Annotated in this window: 13 protein-coding genes; 8 read left to right on the top strand and 5 right to left on the bottom strand. The window is 67.2% G+C overall.

The window, feature by feature from the left end; genetic code table 11:
* Positions 1–48: 48 nt before the first annotated feature.
* Both AC3IMC_RS00130 and AC3IMC_RS00125 read left to right on the top strand, forming a co-directional pair.
* Positions 49–618: a hypothetical protein gene (locus tag AC3IMC_RS00130; protein WP_490916377.1), complete on the top strand. Its 570-nt coding sequence runs from the start codon at positions 49–51 to the stop codon at positions 616–618.
* Positions 615–3440, top strand: coding sequence for an ATP-binding cassette domain-containing protein (locus AC3IMC_RS00125; protein ID WP_490916376.1), 2826 nt, complete (start codon positions 615–617; stop codon positions 3438–3440). Before AC3IMC_RS00130 ends, AC3IMC_RS00125 begins: the two co-directional genes overlap by 4 nt.
* On the opposite strand, the gene metH is transcribed toward AC3IMC_RS00125, so the two are convergent.
* The 3 genes from metH to AC3IMC_RS00110 all read right to left on the bottom strand — a co-directional run bounded on the left by metH (position 3430) and on the right by AC3IMC_RS00110 (position 9194).
* On the bottom strand, positions 3430–7083 hold the full coding sequence (metH, locus tag AC3IMC_RS00120; protein ID WP_490916375.1) for a methionine synthase: 3654 nt from the start codon (positions 7081–7083) through the stop codon (positions 3430–3432). The two genes, AC3IMC_RS00125 and metH, sit on opposite strands and share 11 nt — an antisense overlap.
* Positions 7084–7185: 102 nt before the next feature.
* Positions 7186–8214, bottom strand: coding sequence for an LLM class flavin-dependent oxidoreductase (locus AC3IMC_RS00115; protein WP_490916374.1), 1029 nt, complete (start codon positions 8212–8214; stop codon positions 7186–7188).
* A 56-nt stretch (positions 8215–8270) separates the two neighbouring features.
* Positions 8271–9194 (bottom strand): LysR family transcriptional regulator, encoded by a 924-nt coding sequence (locus tag AC3IMC_RS00110; protein WP_490916372.1) that lies wholly within the window; start codon positions 9192–9194, stop codon positions 8271–8273.
* A 107-nt stretch (positions 9195–9301) separates the two neighbouring features.
* Here AC3IMC_RS00110 and AC3IMC_RS00105 point away from each other — a divergent pair, with 107 nt between their 5' ends.
* On the top strand, positions 9302–9643 hold the full coding sequence (locus AC3IMC_RS00105) for a CBU_0592 family membrane protein (protein ID WP_490916371.1): 342 nt from the start codon (positions 9302–9304) through the stop codon (positions 9641–9643).
* 21 nt (positions 9644–9664) lie between these two features.
* Here AC3IMC_RS00105 and AC3IMC_RS00100 read toward each other — a convergent pair whose 3' ends face one another.
* Together AC3IMC_RS00100 and AC3IMC_RS00095 are read right to left on the bottom strand one after the other, a co-directional pair.
* Positions 9665–10087 carry a hypothetical protein gene (locus AC3IMC_RS00100; RefSeq protein WP_490916370.1) on the bottom strand — a complete coding sequence of 141 codons (423 nt, stop codon included), beginning with the start codon at positions 10085–10087 and terminating at the stop codon, positions 9665–9667.
* Positions 10088–10096: 9 nt separating this feature from the next.
* Complete coding sequence (locus AC3IMC_RS00095; protein ID WP_490916762.1) at positions 10097–10438, bottom strand: YegP family protein; 342 nt, start codon at positions 10436–10438, stop codon at positions 10097–10099.
* 243 nt (positions 10439–10681) lie between these two features.
* Between AC3IMC_RS00095 and AC3IMC_RS00090 the strand changes: the two genes are divergently transcribed.
* The 5 genes from AC3IMC_RS00090 (at position 10682) to kce (ending at position 16057) form a co-directional block, all read left to right on the top strand.
* Entirely contained in the window at positions 10682–11626 is a 945-nt protein-coding gene (locus AC3IMC_RS00090) for an alpha/beta fold hydrolase (protein WP_490916369.1), read from the top strand.
* 182 nt (positions 11627–11808) lie between these two features.
* Positions 11809–12867, top strand: a complete 1059-nt coding sequence (locus AC3IMC_RS00085) for a LacI family DNA-binding transcriptional regulator (protein WP_490916368.1) — start codon at positions 11809–11811, stop codon at positions 12865–12867.
* A 128-nt stretch (positions 12868–12995) separates the two neighbouring features.
* Positions 12996–14318 (top strand): MFS transporter, encoded by a 1323-nt coding sequence (locus AC3IMC_RS00080; RefSeq protein ID WP_490916367.1) that lies wholly within the window; start codon positions 12996–12998, stop codon positions 14316–14318.
* 20 nt (positions 14319–14338) lie between these two features.
* Positions 14339–15103, top strand: a complete 765-nt coding sequence (locus AC3IMC_RS00075; RefSeq protein ID WP_490916366.1) for an SDR family oxidoreductase — start codon at positions 14339–14341, stop codon at positions 15101–15103.
* Positions 15104–15124: 21 nt separating this feature from the next.
* Positions 15125–16057 carry a 3,5-dioxohexanoate:acetyl-CoA acetone transferase gene (gene kce, locus AC3IMC_RS00070; protein ID WP_490916365.1) on the top strand — a complete coding sequence of 311 codons (933 nt, stop codon included), beginning with the start codon at positions 15125–15127 and terminating at the stop codon, positions 16055–16057.
* The last annotated feature ends 34 nt before the right edge of the window (positions 16058–16091 follow it).

The following is a 16091-nucleotide window of genomic DNA, read 5'->3' as shown; positions in this document are numbered from 1 at the left end:
AAGACGGTGGCGTCCGGCCGTGGGGGCGCAACGGCCTACCCTTGACAAGTGACATTGACTAAGATCCGGACCGCCGCCGCGAGCACCTTCGCCGCCGCAGGTCTCCTGCTGACCCTTGCCGCCTGCTCCACGCCGGCCGCCACCCAGTCCACTTCCTCTGCAGCCGCCTCCACGGCCGCCGCTTCATCCAGCGCCGCCGCGTCCAGCACCTCCTCCGGCCCCTGCTCCGGCGTGAAGGTCATCGTCGATTCGGCCTCACTGAAGCAGTCAGCCGCCGACACGTCCGTCTGCGTGCCCGTGGACGCCACCACCCCGGCAGCCAAGGTGCTCGAAGAGGCAAAGGTGAAGATCGAGGGCACCGCTAAGTACCCCACGAGCTTCGCGTGCCGCGTCAACGGTGTGCCCGCTGCGGACTTCGACATCAAGCACAAGGGTGGCACTATCCGCGAAGCGTGCGATGACAAGAACACTGTCTCTTATTGGGCCCTCTGGGTGAAGCCCGCCGCCGGCACCTGGGCTTACGCTCAAGAAGGCCTGGACAGCCTCAAGCTCAACCCCGGCGAGAGCCTTGAACTGCTCTACACGGTGGACAACGAACCGGCAGCACCGGCGGCATGACCTTCCGACCCGCGCCGCTGCGCGCCGGCGCCGTTCTCGCCGTCGTGTTCATCGCGGCGCGGGTCCTCTACCGCGTCCTCTTCAACGGGGCAGGTGCCGGCGCGCCGGTCCTGCTCAACCTGCCGCCACTACGGCTGCCGGCACCGTACGCCCATGTGGTCCTCTTCGGCCCGGTGACGGCACCGGGCCTATGGGCGGCGGTGCTGTCCGCCCTGCCGATCGCGGCGACCATCCTCGCGTTCGGCCTGCTCAACGCCTGGGTGGACGTGGCCCGCGGCTTCACCCGCCTGGCCCGCCGCGGCCCCCTGCAGGGCATCGCCCGGATGCTGGTGGTGGCGTGGGCAGCCCTCCCGGCGCTGTCCGACGCCGTGACGTCCGTCCGCCTGGCGTTTCGCTTGCGCGGCGAGCGCTTCGGGCCCCGCGCCCTGGTTCCCGTGCTCGAACGGACGCTTGAACACGCCAGCCGCATTGCCGCCGCCCTGGAGCTGCGCGGATTCGGCAGCGGGGGTTCGGCGGTCCCCGACGGCAACGCGCCTCTCCTGGTCCGCGACGCCCGGTTCAGGATTGGGGACGCCCGGCTGCGGGTCGATGCCTTCGAGCCGCCGGCCGGAACGCTTTCCGTCATCACCGGCGCCACCGGCTCCGGGAAGTCCACCATCCTGCGTGGCATTGCGGGCCTGCTCTCGCATACCGATGGTGGCCAGGTCTCGGGAACCGTGCGCGTGGGCGGCATGGACCGGGCGGTTGTGCCGCCGCGCGATACAGCCGGCCTGGTCGGCGTCGTCCTGCAGAATCCCCGCGCCGCCTTTGCCACCACCCGCGTCCGGGACGAGATCGCCCTCGCGCTCGACCTTCGCGGCGTGCCATCCCCTGACTCCAGGGCCCGCGTCCAGGAAGTGGCGGAGAACATCGGGGTGTCCGCCCTGCTGGACAGGAACATCAGCACCCTCTCGGCCGGTGAAGCAACCCTCGTGGCCATCGCGGCCGCCGTCGTGGACCAGCCTGCCCTGCTCCTGGTGGACGAACCCCTGGCTGACCTCGACACCGCAGCGCGCAGCCGCGTCACCGCGGTACTCAAAGCCCTTGCCCGGGACGCCGGCGTGTGCGTCATCGTGGCCGAGCACCGTGCGGAAGCGCTGGTCGCCGTCGCCGGCTCGTGGTGGTCCATCGAGGGCGGCGCCCTGGTGCCTGGCGCGCCGCCGTCCACTCCTGCGTACCCTGCCGCTGCCCTTCCACATCCCGTTCCTCCCGGGGACCACAAGCCCGTGCTGACGGCAACCAACCTTTCTGTGCACCGCGACGGCAGGCCGCTCGTGCGGGACGCCTCCCTGTCCCTGCACCGCGGTGAGGTGGTGGCCCTGGCGGGGCCCAACGGTGCCGGGAAGTCATCCCTCCTGGTGGCGCTCGCCCTGGGTCAGGCGATCCGCGGTGACGGCACACGGGGAGGAACGGTCGACGGCGGCCGAGTCGCCCTGGTGCCGGACGCTTCCGACGACCTTTTCACCCGGGACACCGTGGCGGCAGAGCTTCAGGCAGCGGAGCGGCGCCTGGCGCGTCAAAAGAACCGACGTCAGGCGCCCGGCGCCGCCACGTCACGCCTTGCTCGGTTGCGGGGAGGCGTCCGGATTCCCGTCGGACACGAGCACCCTCGGGACCTCTCCGCCGGCGAGCGCAGGATCCTCGCCATTGCGCTGCAGACCATGGACGATCCTGAAGTGCTCCTGATCGACGAGCCCACCCGCGGCCTCGATCCACCCGCCCGCGAAGCAGTTACGAACGCGCTGCGGGCCGCCGCGCAGTCCGGCGCTGCGGTCATGATCGCCACGCATGACCTCGGCTTTGCCCGCGGCCTCGGCGCCCGGATCCTCCCGATGCGGGACGGCATCGTGCCCGGTTCCGCTGAAGCCGCGCCCGTTGCAGCAGCAGCCGCCGGTGCAACCCCGCCCTTCCCGGCACCCCGTTACACCCCTGCACGCCTTGAAGCACCAGCGAAGAAAGCCCACCGCATCCGCATGCCCCGGCCCGCCGAGCTGGCAGTCCTCGCTGCCGCGAACCTGCTGGCCCTGGCCGCGTTCTGCTGGCCCCTGCTGGCCGCGGCACTCCCCCGGGACGCTGCCGCCGCCACCCCCTACGCTGCCCTCGCCATCGCACCCCTGGCCGCGGTCGCCGTCGTACTCTCCCTGGACGGCTCCGTGCGCTCGGCACACATGGTGGCGCTGCTTGGCGTGCTGGCCGCGATCGGTTCGGCAGTGCGGGTGGCGAGCACCGGCGTCGGCGGCGTGGAGGCGGTCTTCATCCTGCTGATCCTGGCCGGCCGTGCCTTCGGTGCCCGCTTCGGCCTGCTTCTCGGCGCCGCCACCATCGCCGTCTCCAGCGCCTTGTGGGGCGGCATCGGGCCCTGGACTCCGTTCCAGGTCTTCGCCTGCGCCTGGGTGGGCGCCGGCGCCGGCCTGCTCCCGCGGCGAGTGCGGGGCAGGGCCGAACTGTGGATGCTGTGCGTTTATGGCGCGGTGGCGTCCTACGTGTTCGGCCTGCTGCTGAACCTGTGGTTCTGGCCCTTCGCGGTGGGCGGCGGCACAGGCATCTCCTACGTGCCGGGCGCACCGCTGTCCACCAACCTCAGCAGCTTCCTGCTCTACTCGCTGCTAACCTCGACGGCGGGCTGGGACACCCTGCGCGCCGTCACCACGATCATCGGGATCAGCGTGGTGGGGCGTGCCATCCTCGCCGCGCTGCGGCGGGTGAAGCCGGTCTCCAGTTCCGGGCCGGCCACGCAGGCGCACGCCGGCCTGGCCGGAGACCGGCACCAGCTCACACCTTGAAGTACTTGGCCTCCGGGTGGTGGAACACGAACGCGTCGGTGGACTGTTCAGGATGCAGCATCAGCTCGTCGCTCAGGATGACGCCCATGCGTTCGGGCTTCAGCAGCTCCGTCACCTTGCGGCGGTCCTCCATGTCCGGGCATGCCGGATAGCCCAGCGAGAACCGGGCACCGCGGTAATCGAGCTTGAAATACCCCGCCGTGTCCTTCGGCTCCTCGGCAGCGAAACCCAGCTCCTTGCGGATGCGCGCGTGCCAGAACTCGGCCAGCGCCTCGGTGAGCTGCATGACCAGGCCGTTGAGTTCGTAGTAGTCGCGGTACTGGTTGGCGGCGAACATCCTGGACGTGAACTCTTCGATCTTCGACCCGGCGGTGACCAGCTGCACCGGGAGCACGTCAACCTGGCCGGACTCGCGGGACTTCACGAAGTCGGCCAGGCACAGGTGCCGGTCGCGGCGCTGCCGCGGGAAATCGAAGCGCAGGCGGTCGGTGCCGATCGGGGCACCTGTTCCACCGTCGGGGGCGAGCAGGCCCGCCTGGCCCAGGACGCCGTCGGGATCCTCGCCGTGGTGCAGCACCACCACCTGCTCACCCTCGGAAACCACCGGGAAATAGCCGTAGGCGACGGAGGCGTCGAGCATGCCCTCGCCGAGGATCCGGTCCAGCCAGTAGCGCAGGCGCGGCCGCCCCTCGCGTTCCACGAGCTCCTCGTACGAGGCCCCGTCCTCGCCGCGGCCGGGTTTGAGGCCCCACTGCCCCATGAAGGTGGCGCGCTCATCGAGGAACGCCGAGTAATCGTGGAGCGAGACGCCGCGGACGATGCGCGTGCCCCAGAAGGGCGGCACGGGGACGGGATTGTCGGTGGCGACGTCGGAGCGGCCGGGCATGGCTTCCGGCTCGGTCACCGTGAACCTCGCACCGCCCTTGTGGATGCGCTTCTTCAGCGGCGGCAGGCCGACGTCGTCCGGGGACTCCCCGCGGGCCACGCGCACCAGGGGCTCCATGAGGGAGAGGCCCTCGAACGCGTCCTTGGCGTACCGGACCACGCCGTCGAACTGCTCCGCCAGGTCCTGCTCAACATAGGCGCGCGTGAGGGCTGCGCCGCCCAGGATCACGGGCCACTTCTTGGCCAGGCCGCGGGACTGCAGCTCCGCGAGGTTTTCCTTCATCACCACGGTGGACTTCACCAGCAGCCCGGACATGCCGATCACGTCCGCGTCGTGCTCCTCGGCGGCGGCGATGATCTCGGCGATGCCCTGCTTGATGCCGATGTTGACCACTTTGTAGCCGTTGTTGGTGAGGATGATGTCCACCAGGTTCTTGCCGATGTCGTGCACGTCGCCGCGCACGGTGGCGATCACCATGGTGCCCTTGCCGGAGGAGTCCGACTTCTCCATGTGCGGTTCCAGCAGGGCCACCGCGTTCTTCATCACCTCGGCGGACTGCAGCACGAACGGCAGCTGCATCTCGCCCGCGCCGAAACGCTCACCCACCACCTTCATGCCCTCGAGCAGGTGGTCGTTGATGATGCCGAGCGGGGTCATCCCCTCGCTGCGGGCCAGGTCCAGGTCCTCTTCCAGGCCCTTGCCTTCTCCGTCGATGATGCGCCGTTCCAGGCGTGCACCCGTGGGCAGCGCCGCGAGTTCGGCGGCGCGCTGGTCCTTCAGCGCTGCGGTGTCGACGCCGGCGAACATGTCCAGCATGCGGGCCAGGGGGTCGTAGGTGGTGTTGCCGTCGGCATCGTATTCGCGGCGGTCCCAGACCAGGTCCAGCGCCACCTGCCGCTGCTCCTCCGGCAGCGAGGCGAGCGGCACGATCTTGGCGGCGTCGATGATGCCGCTGGTCAGGCCTGCCTGGACTGCCTCGTGCAGGAACACGGAGTTCAGGACGATGCGTGCCGCGGGATTCAGGCCGAACGAGACGTTGGAGACGCCGAGCGTGGTGTTGATGCCCGGGTACTTGGTGGTGATCTGGCGGATCGCTTCGATGGTTTCGATGCCGTCCCGGCGGGTTTCCTCCTGGCCGGTGGCGACGGGGAAGGTGAGGCAGTCGACGATGATGTCCTCGACGCGCATGCCCCACTCTCCCACCAGGGCGTCGACGAGACGGGAGGCGATGGCCACCTTGCCCTCGGTGGTGCGGGCCTGCCCCTCTTCGTTGATGGTCAGGGCGATCACGGCGGTGCCGTGCTCCTTGACCAGCGGCATGATGCGGGCGAAGCGGCTGTCCGGGCCGTCGCCGTCCTCGTAGTTCACGGAGTTGACCACCGGGCGGCCGCCGATGAGTTCCAGGCCGGCCTGGAGCACGGGAGGCTCGGTGGAGTCGATGACGAGCGGGAGGGTGGAGGCGGACGCGAAGCGGCTGACGACCTCTTTGATGTCGGCGACGCCGTCGCGGCCCACGTAGTCCACGCAGACGTCCAGCAGGTGCGCGCCGACCCGGATCTGTTCACGGGCGATGTCCACGCAGTCATCCCAGCGCTCTTCGAGCATGGCCTGGCGGAAGGCCTTGGAACCGTTGGCGTTGGTGCGCTCACCGATGGCCAGGTACGCGGACTCCTGGTCGAAGTTCACGTGCTGGTAGAGGGAGGCGACGCCAGACTCGCGCTCTTCAGGGATTCGTGCCGGCGCGTTGTCTGCTTTGGTCACTGCGTCTTTGTTGGCTGGGCTGCGGAAGGGCGCAAGACGTTCGACGACGGCGGCCATGTGTTCCGGCGTCGTACCGCAACAGCCGCCCACCAGGCCCAGGCCGAATTCGCGGACGAACTGTTCGTGCGCGGTGGCGAGCTCGGTGGGGGTTAGCGGGTAGTGCGCGCCGTTGGCACCGAGGATGGGCAGGCCGGCGTTGGGCATGCAGGCGATGGCGACGGAAGACTGCTTGGCGAGGTGGCGGAGGTGCTCGCTCATCTCGTCCGGGCCGGTGGCGCAGTTCAGGCCGATGGCGTCGACGCCGAGCGGTTCCAGGGCGGTGAGCGCGGCGCCGATTTCGGAGCCCATGAGCATGGTTCCGGTGGTCTCGACCGTCACCTCGACGAAGATGGGGAGGCGGATGCCCTTGGCGACGATGGCTTGCTTGCAGCCGTTGACCGCGGCCTTGGTCTGCAGGAGGTCCTGGCTGGTTTCGATGAGGAAGGCGTCCGCTCCCCCGTCGATGAGGCCCTCGGCCTGCAGGGCGAAGGTCTGCTTGAGGTAGTCGTAGGTGGTGTGGCCCAAGCTGGGGAGCTTTGTCCCGGGGCCCATGGAGCCGAGGACCCAGCGCATGCGGCCGTCTGTTTCTTCCGCCGCTTCGGCCCGTTCCCGGGCGATCTTGGCGCCCTTTCGCGCAAGTTCCTCGATGCGGTCGTCGATGCCGTAGTCGGAGAGGTTGGACCAGTTGGCGCCGAAGGTGTTGGTTTCCACGGCGTCGATGCCCGTGGCGAAGTAGGCGTCGTGGATGTCCGCGATGACGTCCGGTCGTGTGTCGTTGAGGATCTCGTTGCAGCCTTCCAGGTTCTGGAAGTCGGTTTCGAGCGAGAGTTCCCGGCCCTGCAGCATGGTGCCCATCGCGCCGTCGGCAATGACAACCCGGTGGTTTACTGCGTCCAGGAGTTCCTGGGAACGGGCGGGACGGGGGACGGACTCAATGTCCAGTGCGAAACGAGGCATTTAAACAGGTTACGGGCGGGACCCTGAAACATTGCTTCGTATTTCCATGTACTACGCCTTTTGGGATAGTACGACGGCGGGTGGTGGCGTTGGGTGCGCGGCCTATGCCGCCCAGCCCAGGGCCGGGCCCAGCTTGCCGGCCATGTCGGTGAGGATCTGCACGTAGTCTTCGTGGTCGAAGCTGAAAGGCAGGGCGAAGGCCACCTCCTCCACCTCCCGGAATCCCGCGTGGGCATAGAGCTGCTCTGCGATTCCCTCGCTGCTGCCGATGATGTCCGGGGCGAACAGCATGCCCTTGGGGCCCTGCGGTGACTTTGTGCGCGGGGTGCGTTCGTCGACGTAGCGCCGGTACTTCTCCCGCTGGCTATGTGAAGCGGAATCGGTGGGGATCACCACCAAGCCCTGCGATACCCGGGCCTGGGCATGTCCTGACGCTGCCGCCGCGGCTTTGAAGGCGCGGATCTGCGACTGCTGGATGGCGGCGAAGTCGGGCTCCTCATCTTTTTCGGGGAAGACCACGCTGCTGGAGAGCAGGTTGAAGCCGTTGGCCCCGGCCCATTCGGCGGACTTCCTGCTGGCCGCTCCGTACCAGAGACGGTCGCGCAGCCCGGTCGAGTGCGGCTCGACGCGGCTCGAGAATTCCTCCACCACGCCTTGCTTGCCGGAAAACTCCCTGACGGGTTCCCCGGCGATCATCCGTGCCAGCCGTTCCACGCGGGTGTAGCTGAAGTCCTCCCGGTCGGCTGAATCCGGGTACAGCTCATGTTTTACCGTGTCATAGTGCATGGGTTCGCCCACGCTGACGCCCGGATTAATGCGTCCGCCGGCGAGCAGGTCCACGGTGGCCAGGTCCTCGGCCAGGCGCAGCGGGTTTTCCCAGCCCAGCGGAGTGACGGCGGTTCCCAGTTCAATCCGGGAGGTTCGCTGGCTCGCGGCAGCCATCACGGCAACCGGAGACGATATGCCGAACTGCAGGTGGCGGTGGCGCAGCCAGGCGCTGTCGAAGCCAAGCCGCTCGCCCAGTTCGATGATCTGCAAGGTCGATTCGTGGCCCGCGGCCGGGTTGGCGGGGTCGAACAGGCCGATGGTGAGGAAGCCGAGCTTGCGCAGGGGACGTGGGCTGTCAGGCATGGGGCTTCCTTCGAGGTCCTGGTGGTGGTTGATTCCCAGAATATGCGCGCCGACCGTCAGTGCGTGGAGCGTGTGTCGAACGTCGCCGCTGATTCGCGCAGGAGGCGCGCCACGGTGTCGACGGGGAGGCTGGTTGGCCGCCGTCGGTCATACCGGCGCAGGACGATGCGCCGCGTTCCCAGCCCGGGAACGTCCAGGACTTCCACCCCGTCCTGGACGACGCCGGCCAGTGCGAGGGTGGGGACGATGGCGACGCCTTCCCCGGCGGCGACCAGCGCGAGCGCAGTCAGGGTGTCTGCGTACTGGTGCACGGTCTCCATGGGCGTACCTGTGGAGCGGCTCAGCCGTCCGAGCACTGCCACGTTGGCGGCAGAAGGTTCCACGCCGAGCCACGGAAGCGGCAGGCGGCCAAGGTCGATGTTCCCGGTGGAGAGCAAGGCTCCGGAAGGGACCACCAGTTTCCACGGCTCGTCCAGGAGGGGTTCCTCGATCAGGCCCGGGGCGAGGGCACGCTGCTCGGCCGTCGTCGAATCCAGTTCGACCACGACGGCGTCGAGCTGGCGCTGGCGCAGGAGCCGCATCAGGACGGGGAAGTCGTCCTCCACCACGTGGATCCGTAATTGCGGGTACTGGGTGCGCCACTCGGGAAGGCGCGGAATGACCACCGTGCGCACGAAGCTGGTGAATCCGCCCACGCGGACCACGCCTTCAACCTGGGCCCCGCTTTCCATCCGGGCGAGGGCGACGCTGAGGGCACGTTCGATCTCTTCGCCGGCTTCCGCCATGGCGAGTCCGGCAGGCGTCAGGAGCGAGCCTTTGGGGGTCCGGACCACCAGCGCGTGGCCCGTTTCGTCCTCGAGCTTGTTGAGCTGCTGGGACACCGCGGAGGCCGTAATGCCCAGTTCATCGGCGGCCGCCAGGACGCCGCCGGCACGGGCGACTGCCAGGAGAACGCCCAGCCGACGTGGATCGATGCTCATGTTAAGTAGTTCTAAACCACACCTGCAGCAAAATTCAATTGAACTTAAGTAGGCTGCGGCCTCACTATGGCAATTGATACCGCTGGAGCGACATTGGAAGGACGGACATGGAACTGCTGTGGGAAGTTGCTGGTTGGGGCGGTGCGGTGACTATTTTGAGCGCCTTCCTGGCTGTCTCCATGGGGTGGATCAAGGCCGGCAAGGGCTTCCAGGCCGCGAACCTCGTGGGTGCCTGCGCCTTCATCGTCAATGGCGCGTCCCACGGAGCATGGCCGTCCGTGGTTACGAACGTGGCCTGGTTCCTCATTTCCGCTGTTGCGCTCATCCGCATGCGCGCAGGGCGGAAGTCGACGGTTGGCGAAGCCACCCCGGCGCAGCTTCCCGGCGTGCCGGACACGACGGGCCAGCTGGCCATCGTCGAGCGGACGCCGGCAGCGGGCTGCGCCTAGGTACTCAGTCGGGATCTGCGGCTAGTCTTCCTTGACTTCTTCCAGGACCGCCCGCGCGGCTGCCACGTCGTGAAGGTCCGGCAGGTACTTCTCCTTCTCTTCGATCCTGCGTCGGTAGAAATCTTGGGCAGCTTGTTTCGTGATTCCCAGCGCTTCGCCGATCTGGACCCACGTCGCGCCGGCCTCACGCGCGGACTTGATGACGTACCAGCGCCTGGCCGTGAGCAGGTCGACGGCCTGTGCGTTCGCGCGCAGCGCCTCCAGTGCGGCAACTTCCCGCACTTCCGTCAGGAACTGCGCCGCCGAGACCCGCGCCTGGTCACTGCCGATCGCAGACGTTTCCCGCCAGGTCTCACCGCGGTTGAAGTCTTCCCATACCCTGAGCAACTCGTGGATGTCACCGCTGTTCAGCGCCTGTTCCACGGACCCCGCATCATCAGCCATGAAGTCAAGCTAGATTGACCTCAGCGCCGGGTCAAGGAAGGGTGCGCGGGGCGTTAGGTTGGTGGAGGGGCGGTGGATCAAGGGATTGGGCGCGGGCCGCAAGTACGAACACCGCGCGTCGGTGCCGGGGTAAACGGCTGATGGAAGTTGCGGCCGTGGGGCTGTGAACGCCGCCGGAGTCAGGCACATGTCGGTGATGTGTCCCATGCCGGCGTACTCGCGGACGTCCCGGATCCCCGCAACGGCCGACTGCTTATCAGGGAACGGGCACGAAGTTGCCATCACTGTCCCGTCCGGAGCTGTAATTCTGAACCTGAAGTTCGAGTCTTCGTCGTTGAAGAGTTCGAACATTCCTGCCATGAGGTCTCCTCCCGCTGTGGCCGCCTTTGGCCATGTACTTGTCACCTGGACGGGAGCACTGCGTCGGGCTCCCATCCTGACGGTCTGGTGTAAAGCGCGTCCGCTAAACCTACGCCGGGGTTTTGTTACCTGTCAGTAGAACTTTTCGTTAGGTATGGGCAGCGTTGACGCACACATCGCCGTTGTGGTTACGCTCGCCTCAAGCCAGCGACGGCGCCGGCACGGAAGGAACATATGTCACTGCAGGAAATCGAGTTCACGTCCGCCAACGGCCGCGACACCATCCAGGCCTGGGTCTACGAACCCATCGGGCAGCCCAAGGCGATCGTTCAGCTGATCCACGGGCTGGGCGAGCACTCCCGCCGCTACCTCCACCTCATCTCCACCTTGGTGGACGCGGGATTCATCGTGGTTGCGGGCGACCACTCCGGCCACGGGCGCACGGCCATGCAGCAGGGCACCTGGGGCGACGCGGGCGATGACGCGGCCAGCGTGGTGGTCGCGGACGAGGTCGCCCTCCAGGCCAAGGCCAAAGAGGCCTTCCCCCACCTTCCGTACGTTGTGTTCGGCCACAGCTGGGGCTCCATGATCGCCCGAGGCATGGCCGTGGACCCGCGGACCCAGCTGTCCGGCCTGATCCTCTGCGGCATCGCCGCCCAGATGCGGGGCATCGAGAAAATGATCGACCGGCCCGAACTGGCACGGCTTGCCTCCGGCGAGCGTGCTGCAGAGCCCGCGCCCCAGGAACTGGTGGCCCAGTTGTTTGACGGTTTCCTGGGCCGCTTCGGCGAGGGCGCCGGCCCCACCGCCTGGGTGGCACTGGACGTCGACGTCGTGAGTGACCACGGCCGGGACCCCTTCAACAACTTCGGAGCACCGCTCAGCGCCCGTTTCCTGCAGGGCTTCGTGGACCTCTACGACCAGGTCACCTCCGACGACTGGTACAAACAGCTCCCCGCGGAACTCCCCGTCCTGATCCTCGCCGGCGACCAGGACCCCGTGACCAACTACGGTGAAGGGGCGTACCACGTGGCCAACCGCCTGGCTGATTCGGGCCATGCGGACGTCCGCACCCGCGTGTTCCCCGGTGTCCGCCACGAGGTGCACAACGAACCCACCACCCGCGCCGAGACGGAGCGCGAGACGGTCGAGTTCATCCAGCGGGTAGCCGGCATCTGACGATCCCCGTAGCACCTCCCACGGAAGGTACGACGGCGGCGCTCACCACGCCGCCGTCGTCGTACCTTCCAGCAGACGTACCCCCCGAAGCACTTAACGTTGCTTAACGGTGAAGCGCCCTCCTACTGTAATTGACGTCACAACCACACCGTGCATGCACGTCAATGGAGAGGGGGCGGTGGGTGAGCGGCCATAAAGTCAGCAGAACCTTGGGCGCCCGCCCCACAACGGTTTCCGCCGCCGCTGTTGCCCGTGCAGCCGGCGTTTCCCCTGCCACGGTGTCCTACGCGTTGAACGGCAAGGGTGGTGTGTCCGTCGAGACCAGGCGCCGCATCATCGGCGTCGCCAACGAACTCGGGTTCAGGCCCCGTAAGTCATCGCCGTCCGCCGATCCACTGCGGACCCGCGTGGTCGGATTGATCCTGCCCAACATCATCAACCCCATGTATCCCCGGTGGGCGCAGGGCATCATCTCCGCAGCCGCTGAATCCGGATACGAAGTATTCGTGGCCACCACACAGGACGAGGCGGCCACGCTGGCACAGGTAACCGCCACGCTCGCGAACCGCAACGTGGACGGCGTCATCCTTGCCGCCGCCCTGCGCGAGGACGCCACCGCCTTACGCACCCTGCGGACCGCGCGGATCCCGTACGTGTGCCTGTCGCGACGGGCGGACTTCCTGCAGGGCGACTTCGTCGGCATTGATGACGACGCCGCGGCAACCCTGCTGATGGAACACATGCTGGGCCACGGTTACCGGGACATCGCCACCGTAGTGGGACCCCGCTTCTCCACCGCGTCCCTCACCCGCGAACAGGCCTTCGTCCGCGCCGCGGCCGCTGCCGGCGTCGCCATCAGCGGCGAGTGGAAAATCAGCACCCGCGTCAACAACGAAGGCGGCCGGCTGGCAGCTGAACGGCTTTTTTCCGGAGCCAAGGCGCCACGGGCTGTGGTCTGCGGCAGCGACGAGCTCGCCATCGGCGTCATGGAATACGCGCTTGCCCAGGGCCTGCGCATCCCCGAGGACGTGGCGGTTGCGGGGTGCGACGGACTGGCCCACAGCCGTTCAGGACTGATCAACCTGACGAGCATCGTCCAGCCGCAGCAGGAGATGGCCCAGGAGGCATTCGCCATGCTGCTCCGCAGGATCGAAGCCCCGTCCAACACCTACAGCTCTTTGATTTGTCCGCACCGCATCCACATAGGGAGGACCTGCGGGTGTAACGCACCGCCCGCCTAGCCCCCCACCCCACTCCACCCCTGGCATCAGCACGCATCGCCGATGCCTTGATCCCCCACGCCCTAAGTGCCCTGCCCACCATGCCCCTGCCCGATCCGGGCAGGCCAGATATTCAAGGACGAATACCCATGACAGCCTTAACAACATCGACCACGAGGCGCACGCCAAAGGAGATCAACGGCGTCATCCTCCGCAGGATCATGCCGCTGCTCATCGCCGCCTACATCATGGCCTTCCTGGACCGCACCAACATCGGGATGGCCAAGGACCGGCTGGAAATCGATCTCGGCATTTCCGCCACGGCGTACGGAATCGGCGCGGGACTGTTCTTCCTCACCTACGCGGTGTCCGAGATCCCCTCGAACCTGATCATGCACAAGGTCGGGGCCCGCTTCTGGATCATGAGGATCATGATCACCTGGGGACTGATCTCCGCGGCCATGGCCTTCGTCCAGGGCGAATGGTCCTTCTACATCATGCGCATGCTGCTCGGGATCGCCGAGGCAGGCCTCTTCCCCGGCGTGATGTACTTCCTGACCCAGTGGTTCGTGGTCAAGGACAGGGCCAAAGCCAACGGCATGTTCCTGCTGGGCGTCTCCATCGCCAACATCGTCGGGGCACCGCTGGGCGGACTGCTGCTGACCAGCTTTGACGGCTTCGCCGGGCTGCACGGCTGGCAGTGGATGTTCATCATCGAGGGCCTGCCGGCATGCGTCCTTGCCTGGGTTGTCTGGAAGAAGCTTCCCGACCGTCCCTCCAAGGCCAGCTTCCTTACCCCCGCCGAGGCCGAAGACCTCGAAGCCCGGATCGCCGCCGAAGAAAAGGCCGGCGCTGCCGCCTCCGGCAACCACCGGCTGCGCGACGTCCTGAAGGACAGGCAGATCCTCCTGGTGGTCGGCGTCTACTTCACGCACCAGATCGCCGTCTACGCCCTGTCCTACTTCCTGCCCTCCATCATCGGCACGTACGGCAAGCTCAACCCGCTGCAAATCGGCCTGCTGACCGCCATCCCCTGGATCTTCTCCGCTGCGGGTGCCCTGCTGGTTCCGCGCTTTGCCACCGACGGCCGCCGCTCGCGCCTGCTGGTGACCGGAACCATGACGGGCATCGTGGCGGGCTTCGCCCTCGGCGCCATCGGCGGTCCTGTCCTGGGCATGATCGGTTTCTGCCTCGCGGCCTTCAACTTCTTCGCCCTCCAGCCAATCCTCTTCACCTACCCCGCCACGCGCCTCACCGGCGCAGCCCTGGCCGGCGGCATCGCCTTCGTCAACACGATCGGCCTCTGCGGCGGCTTCCTGGGCCCCTACATCATGGGGCTGATGCAGGACCTGACCGGGTCGAAGCTTTCCGGCCTGTGGTTCATCGTCGGCATGTGCGCCATAGGGGCGCTGCTGTCCCTCATGCTGAAGCGCGGCGCGGAGAAGCCCCAGGGCGCCCCGGCAGCGCACTGACCCTCAACAAAGGAAACATCATGGATTTCAGTTCAAAACGCGTCCTGGTTACCGCCGGCGCGAACGGCATCGGCCTAGCCATTGCGAACAAGTTCAAGGCCCACGGGGCGACCGTGTTCGTGACGGACATCGACCCCGACGCCGTCGAGAAAGCAGGCGCCGAGGGCTTCCCCGCCGCCGTCAGCGACGTTTCGGATGAAGCGCAGGTCCAGGACCTCATGGCGAGGATTCACGAGGAGTTCGGCGGCCTCGATGTCCTGGTGAACAACGCCGGCATCGCCGGACCGACGGGTCCCATCCAGTCCCTGGACAGCACGGCCTGGAAGGCGACGTTCGACGTCAACATCCACGGGCAGTTCTACTGCGTCAAGCACGCCCTGCCGCTCCTGCGCTCGGCGCCGGGGGCATCAATCATCAACCTCTCATCGGCGGCGGGACGCCTGGGCATGGCCGGGCGGAGCGCTTACTCGGCATCCAAGTGGGCGGTGGTCGGGTTGACCAAGACCCTCGCCATCGAGCTCGGGGCAGAGGGCATCCGGGTCAACGCCATCTGCCCCGGCGCGGTCAACGGGCCGCGCATCGATGCGGTCATCGCCGCCAAGGCCGGCATGCTGGGCGAGTCCGTGGACACCGTCTCGGCCCTGTACCACAACCAATCCTCGCTGGGCCGGCTGATCGAAGCCGAAGACATCGCCAACATGGCCGTCTTCGCCGCAAGCGACATGGCCCGCAACGTTAACGGGCAGGCCCTGGCCGTCGACGGAAACACCGAAAAGCTCTACTAAGCCCCGAAAGGAAAACGTCCCGTGGCAACTACACGCAAGGTCATCATCACCAGCGCCGTGACCGGCGCGATCCATACGCCCTCCATGTCCGAATACCTGCCCGTCACCCCTGAGGAGATCGCTGACGCGGCGATCGGAGCCGCCGAAGCGGGAGCCGCGATCGTGCACATGCACGCGCGCGATCCGCGGGACGGGCGCCCATCGCAGAATCCTGACCATTTCGAGCCGATCCTGGACAAGCTCAAGCGGAACACGGACGCGGTCATCAACATCACCACCGGCGGATCACCGCACATGACCGTCGAAGAACGCATGCAGCCGGCGGCCCTGTTCAAACCCGAGCTCGCCTCGCTGAACATGGGGTCGATGAACTTCGGGCTGTACCCGATGCTGGACCGGTTCACGGACTTTACCCACGAATGGGAACGCGAAGGGCTGGTGAAGAGCCGCGACCTGGTTTTCAAGAACACGTTCCAGGACATCGAGACCATCCTGGAGATCGGCAATGCCAATGGGACACGCTTCGAGTTCGAGTGCTACGACATCTCCCATGTGAACAACCTCGCCCACTTCCACGCCCGCGGCCTGGCCAAGGGACCGCTCTTTGTCCAGTCTGTCTTCGGCCTGCTCGGCGGCATCGGCGCGCACCCGGAGGACCTGATGCACATGCGGCGCACTGCGGACCGGGTCCTGGGTGACGACTACCAGTGGTCCATTCTTGGTGCCGGCAAGAACCAAATGCCGCTTGCCACCATCGGGGCAGCCATGGGGTCCCACGTCCGGGTGGGCCTCGAGGACTCGCTGTGGATCGGGCCGGGCCAGCTGGCACGCTCGAATGCCGAGCAGGTCACCCGCATCCGCACCATCCTGGAGGCGCTGAACTTCGAGATTGCAACGCCCGATGAAGCCCGCCAGATGCTGGGCCTCAAGGGCAAGCACAACGTCGGGTTCTGACCTACGCAGGCTGGCGGTTTCCAACGACCCAACC

The organism is Arthrobacter sp. E70 (assembly GCF_058266945.1).
This window is presented reverse-complemented; position numbering and strand designations above follow the sequence as displayed.

Coding starts and splice junctions, on each gene's coding strand:
- AC3IMC_RS00125 (WP_490916376.1), top strand. CDS start 615: ATGACCTTCCGACCCGCGCCGCTGCGCGCCGGCGCCGTTCTCGCCGTC.
- metH (WP_490916375.1), bottom strand. CDS start 7,083: ATGCCTCGTTTCGCACTGGACATTGAGTCCGTCCCCCGTCCCGCCCGT.
- AC3IMC_RS00115 (WP_490916374.1), bottom strand. CDS start 8,214: ATGCCTGACAGCCCACGTCCCCTGCGCAAGCTCGGCTTCCTCACCATC.
- AC3IMC_RS00110 (WP_490916372.1), bottom strand. CDS start 9,194: ATGAGCATCGATCCACGTCGGCTGGGCGTTCTCCTGGCAGTCGCCCGT.
- AC3IMC_RS00105 (WP_490916371.1), top strand. CDS start 9,302: ATGGAACTGCTGTGGGAAGTTGCTGGTTGGGGCGGTGCGGTGACTATT.
- AC3IMC_RS00100 (WP_490916370.1), bottom strand. CDS start 10,087: ATGGCTGATGATGCGGGGTCCGTGGAACAGGCGCTGAACAGCGGTGAC.
- AC3IMC_RS00095 (WP_490916762.1), bottom strand. CDS start 10,438: ATGTTCGAACTCTTCAACGACGAAGACTCGAACTTCAGGTTCAGAATT.
- AC3IMC_RS00090 (WP_490916369.1), top strand. CDS start 10,682: ATGTCACTGCAGGAAATCGAGTTCACGTCCGCCAACGGCCGCGACACC.
- AC3IMC_RS00080 (WP_490916367.1), top strand. CDS start 12,996: ATGACAGCCTTAACAACATCGACCACGAGGCGCACGCCAAAGGAGATC.
- AC3IMC_RS00075 (WP_490916366.1), top strand. CDS start 14,339: ATGGATTTCAGTTCAAAACGCGTCCTGGTTACCGCCGGCGCGAACGGC.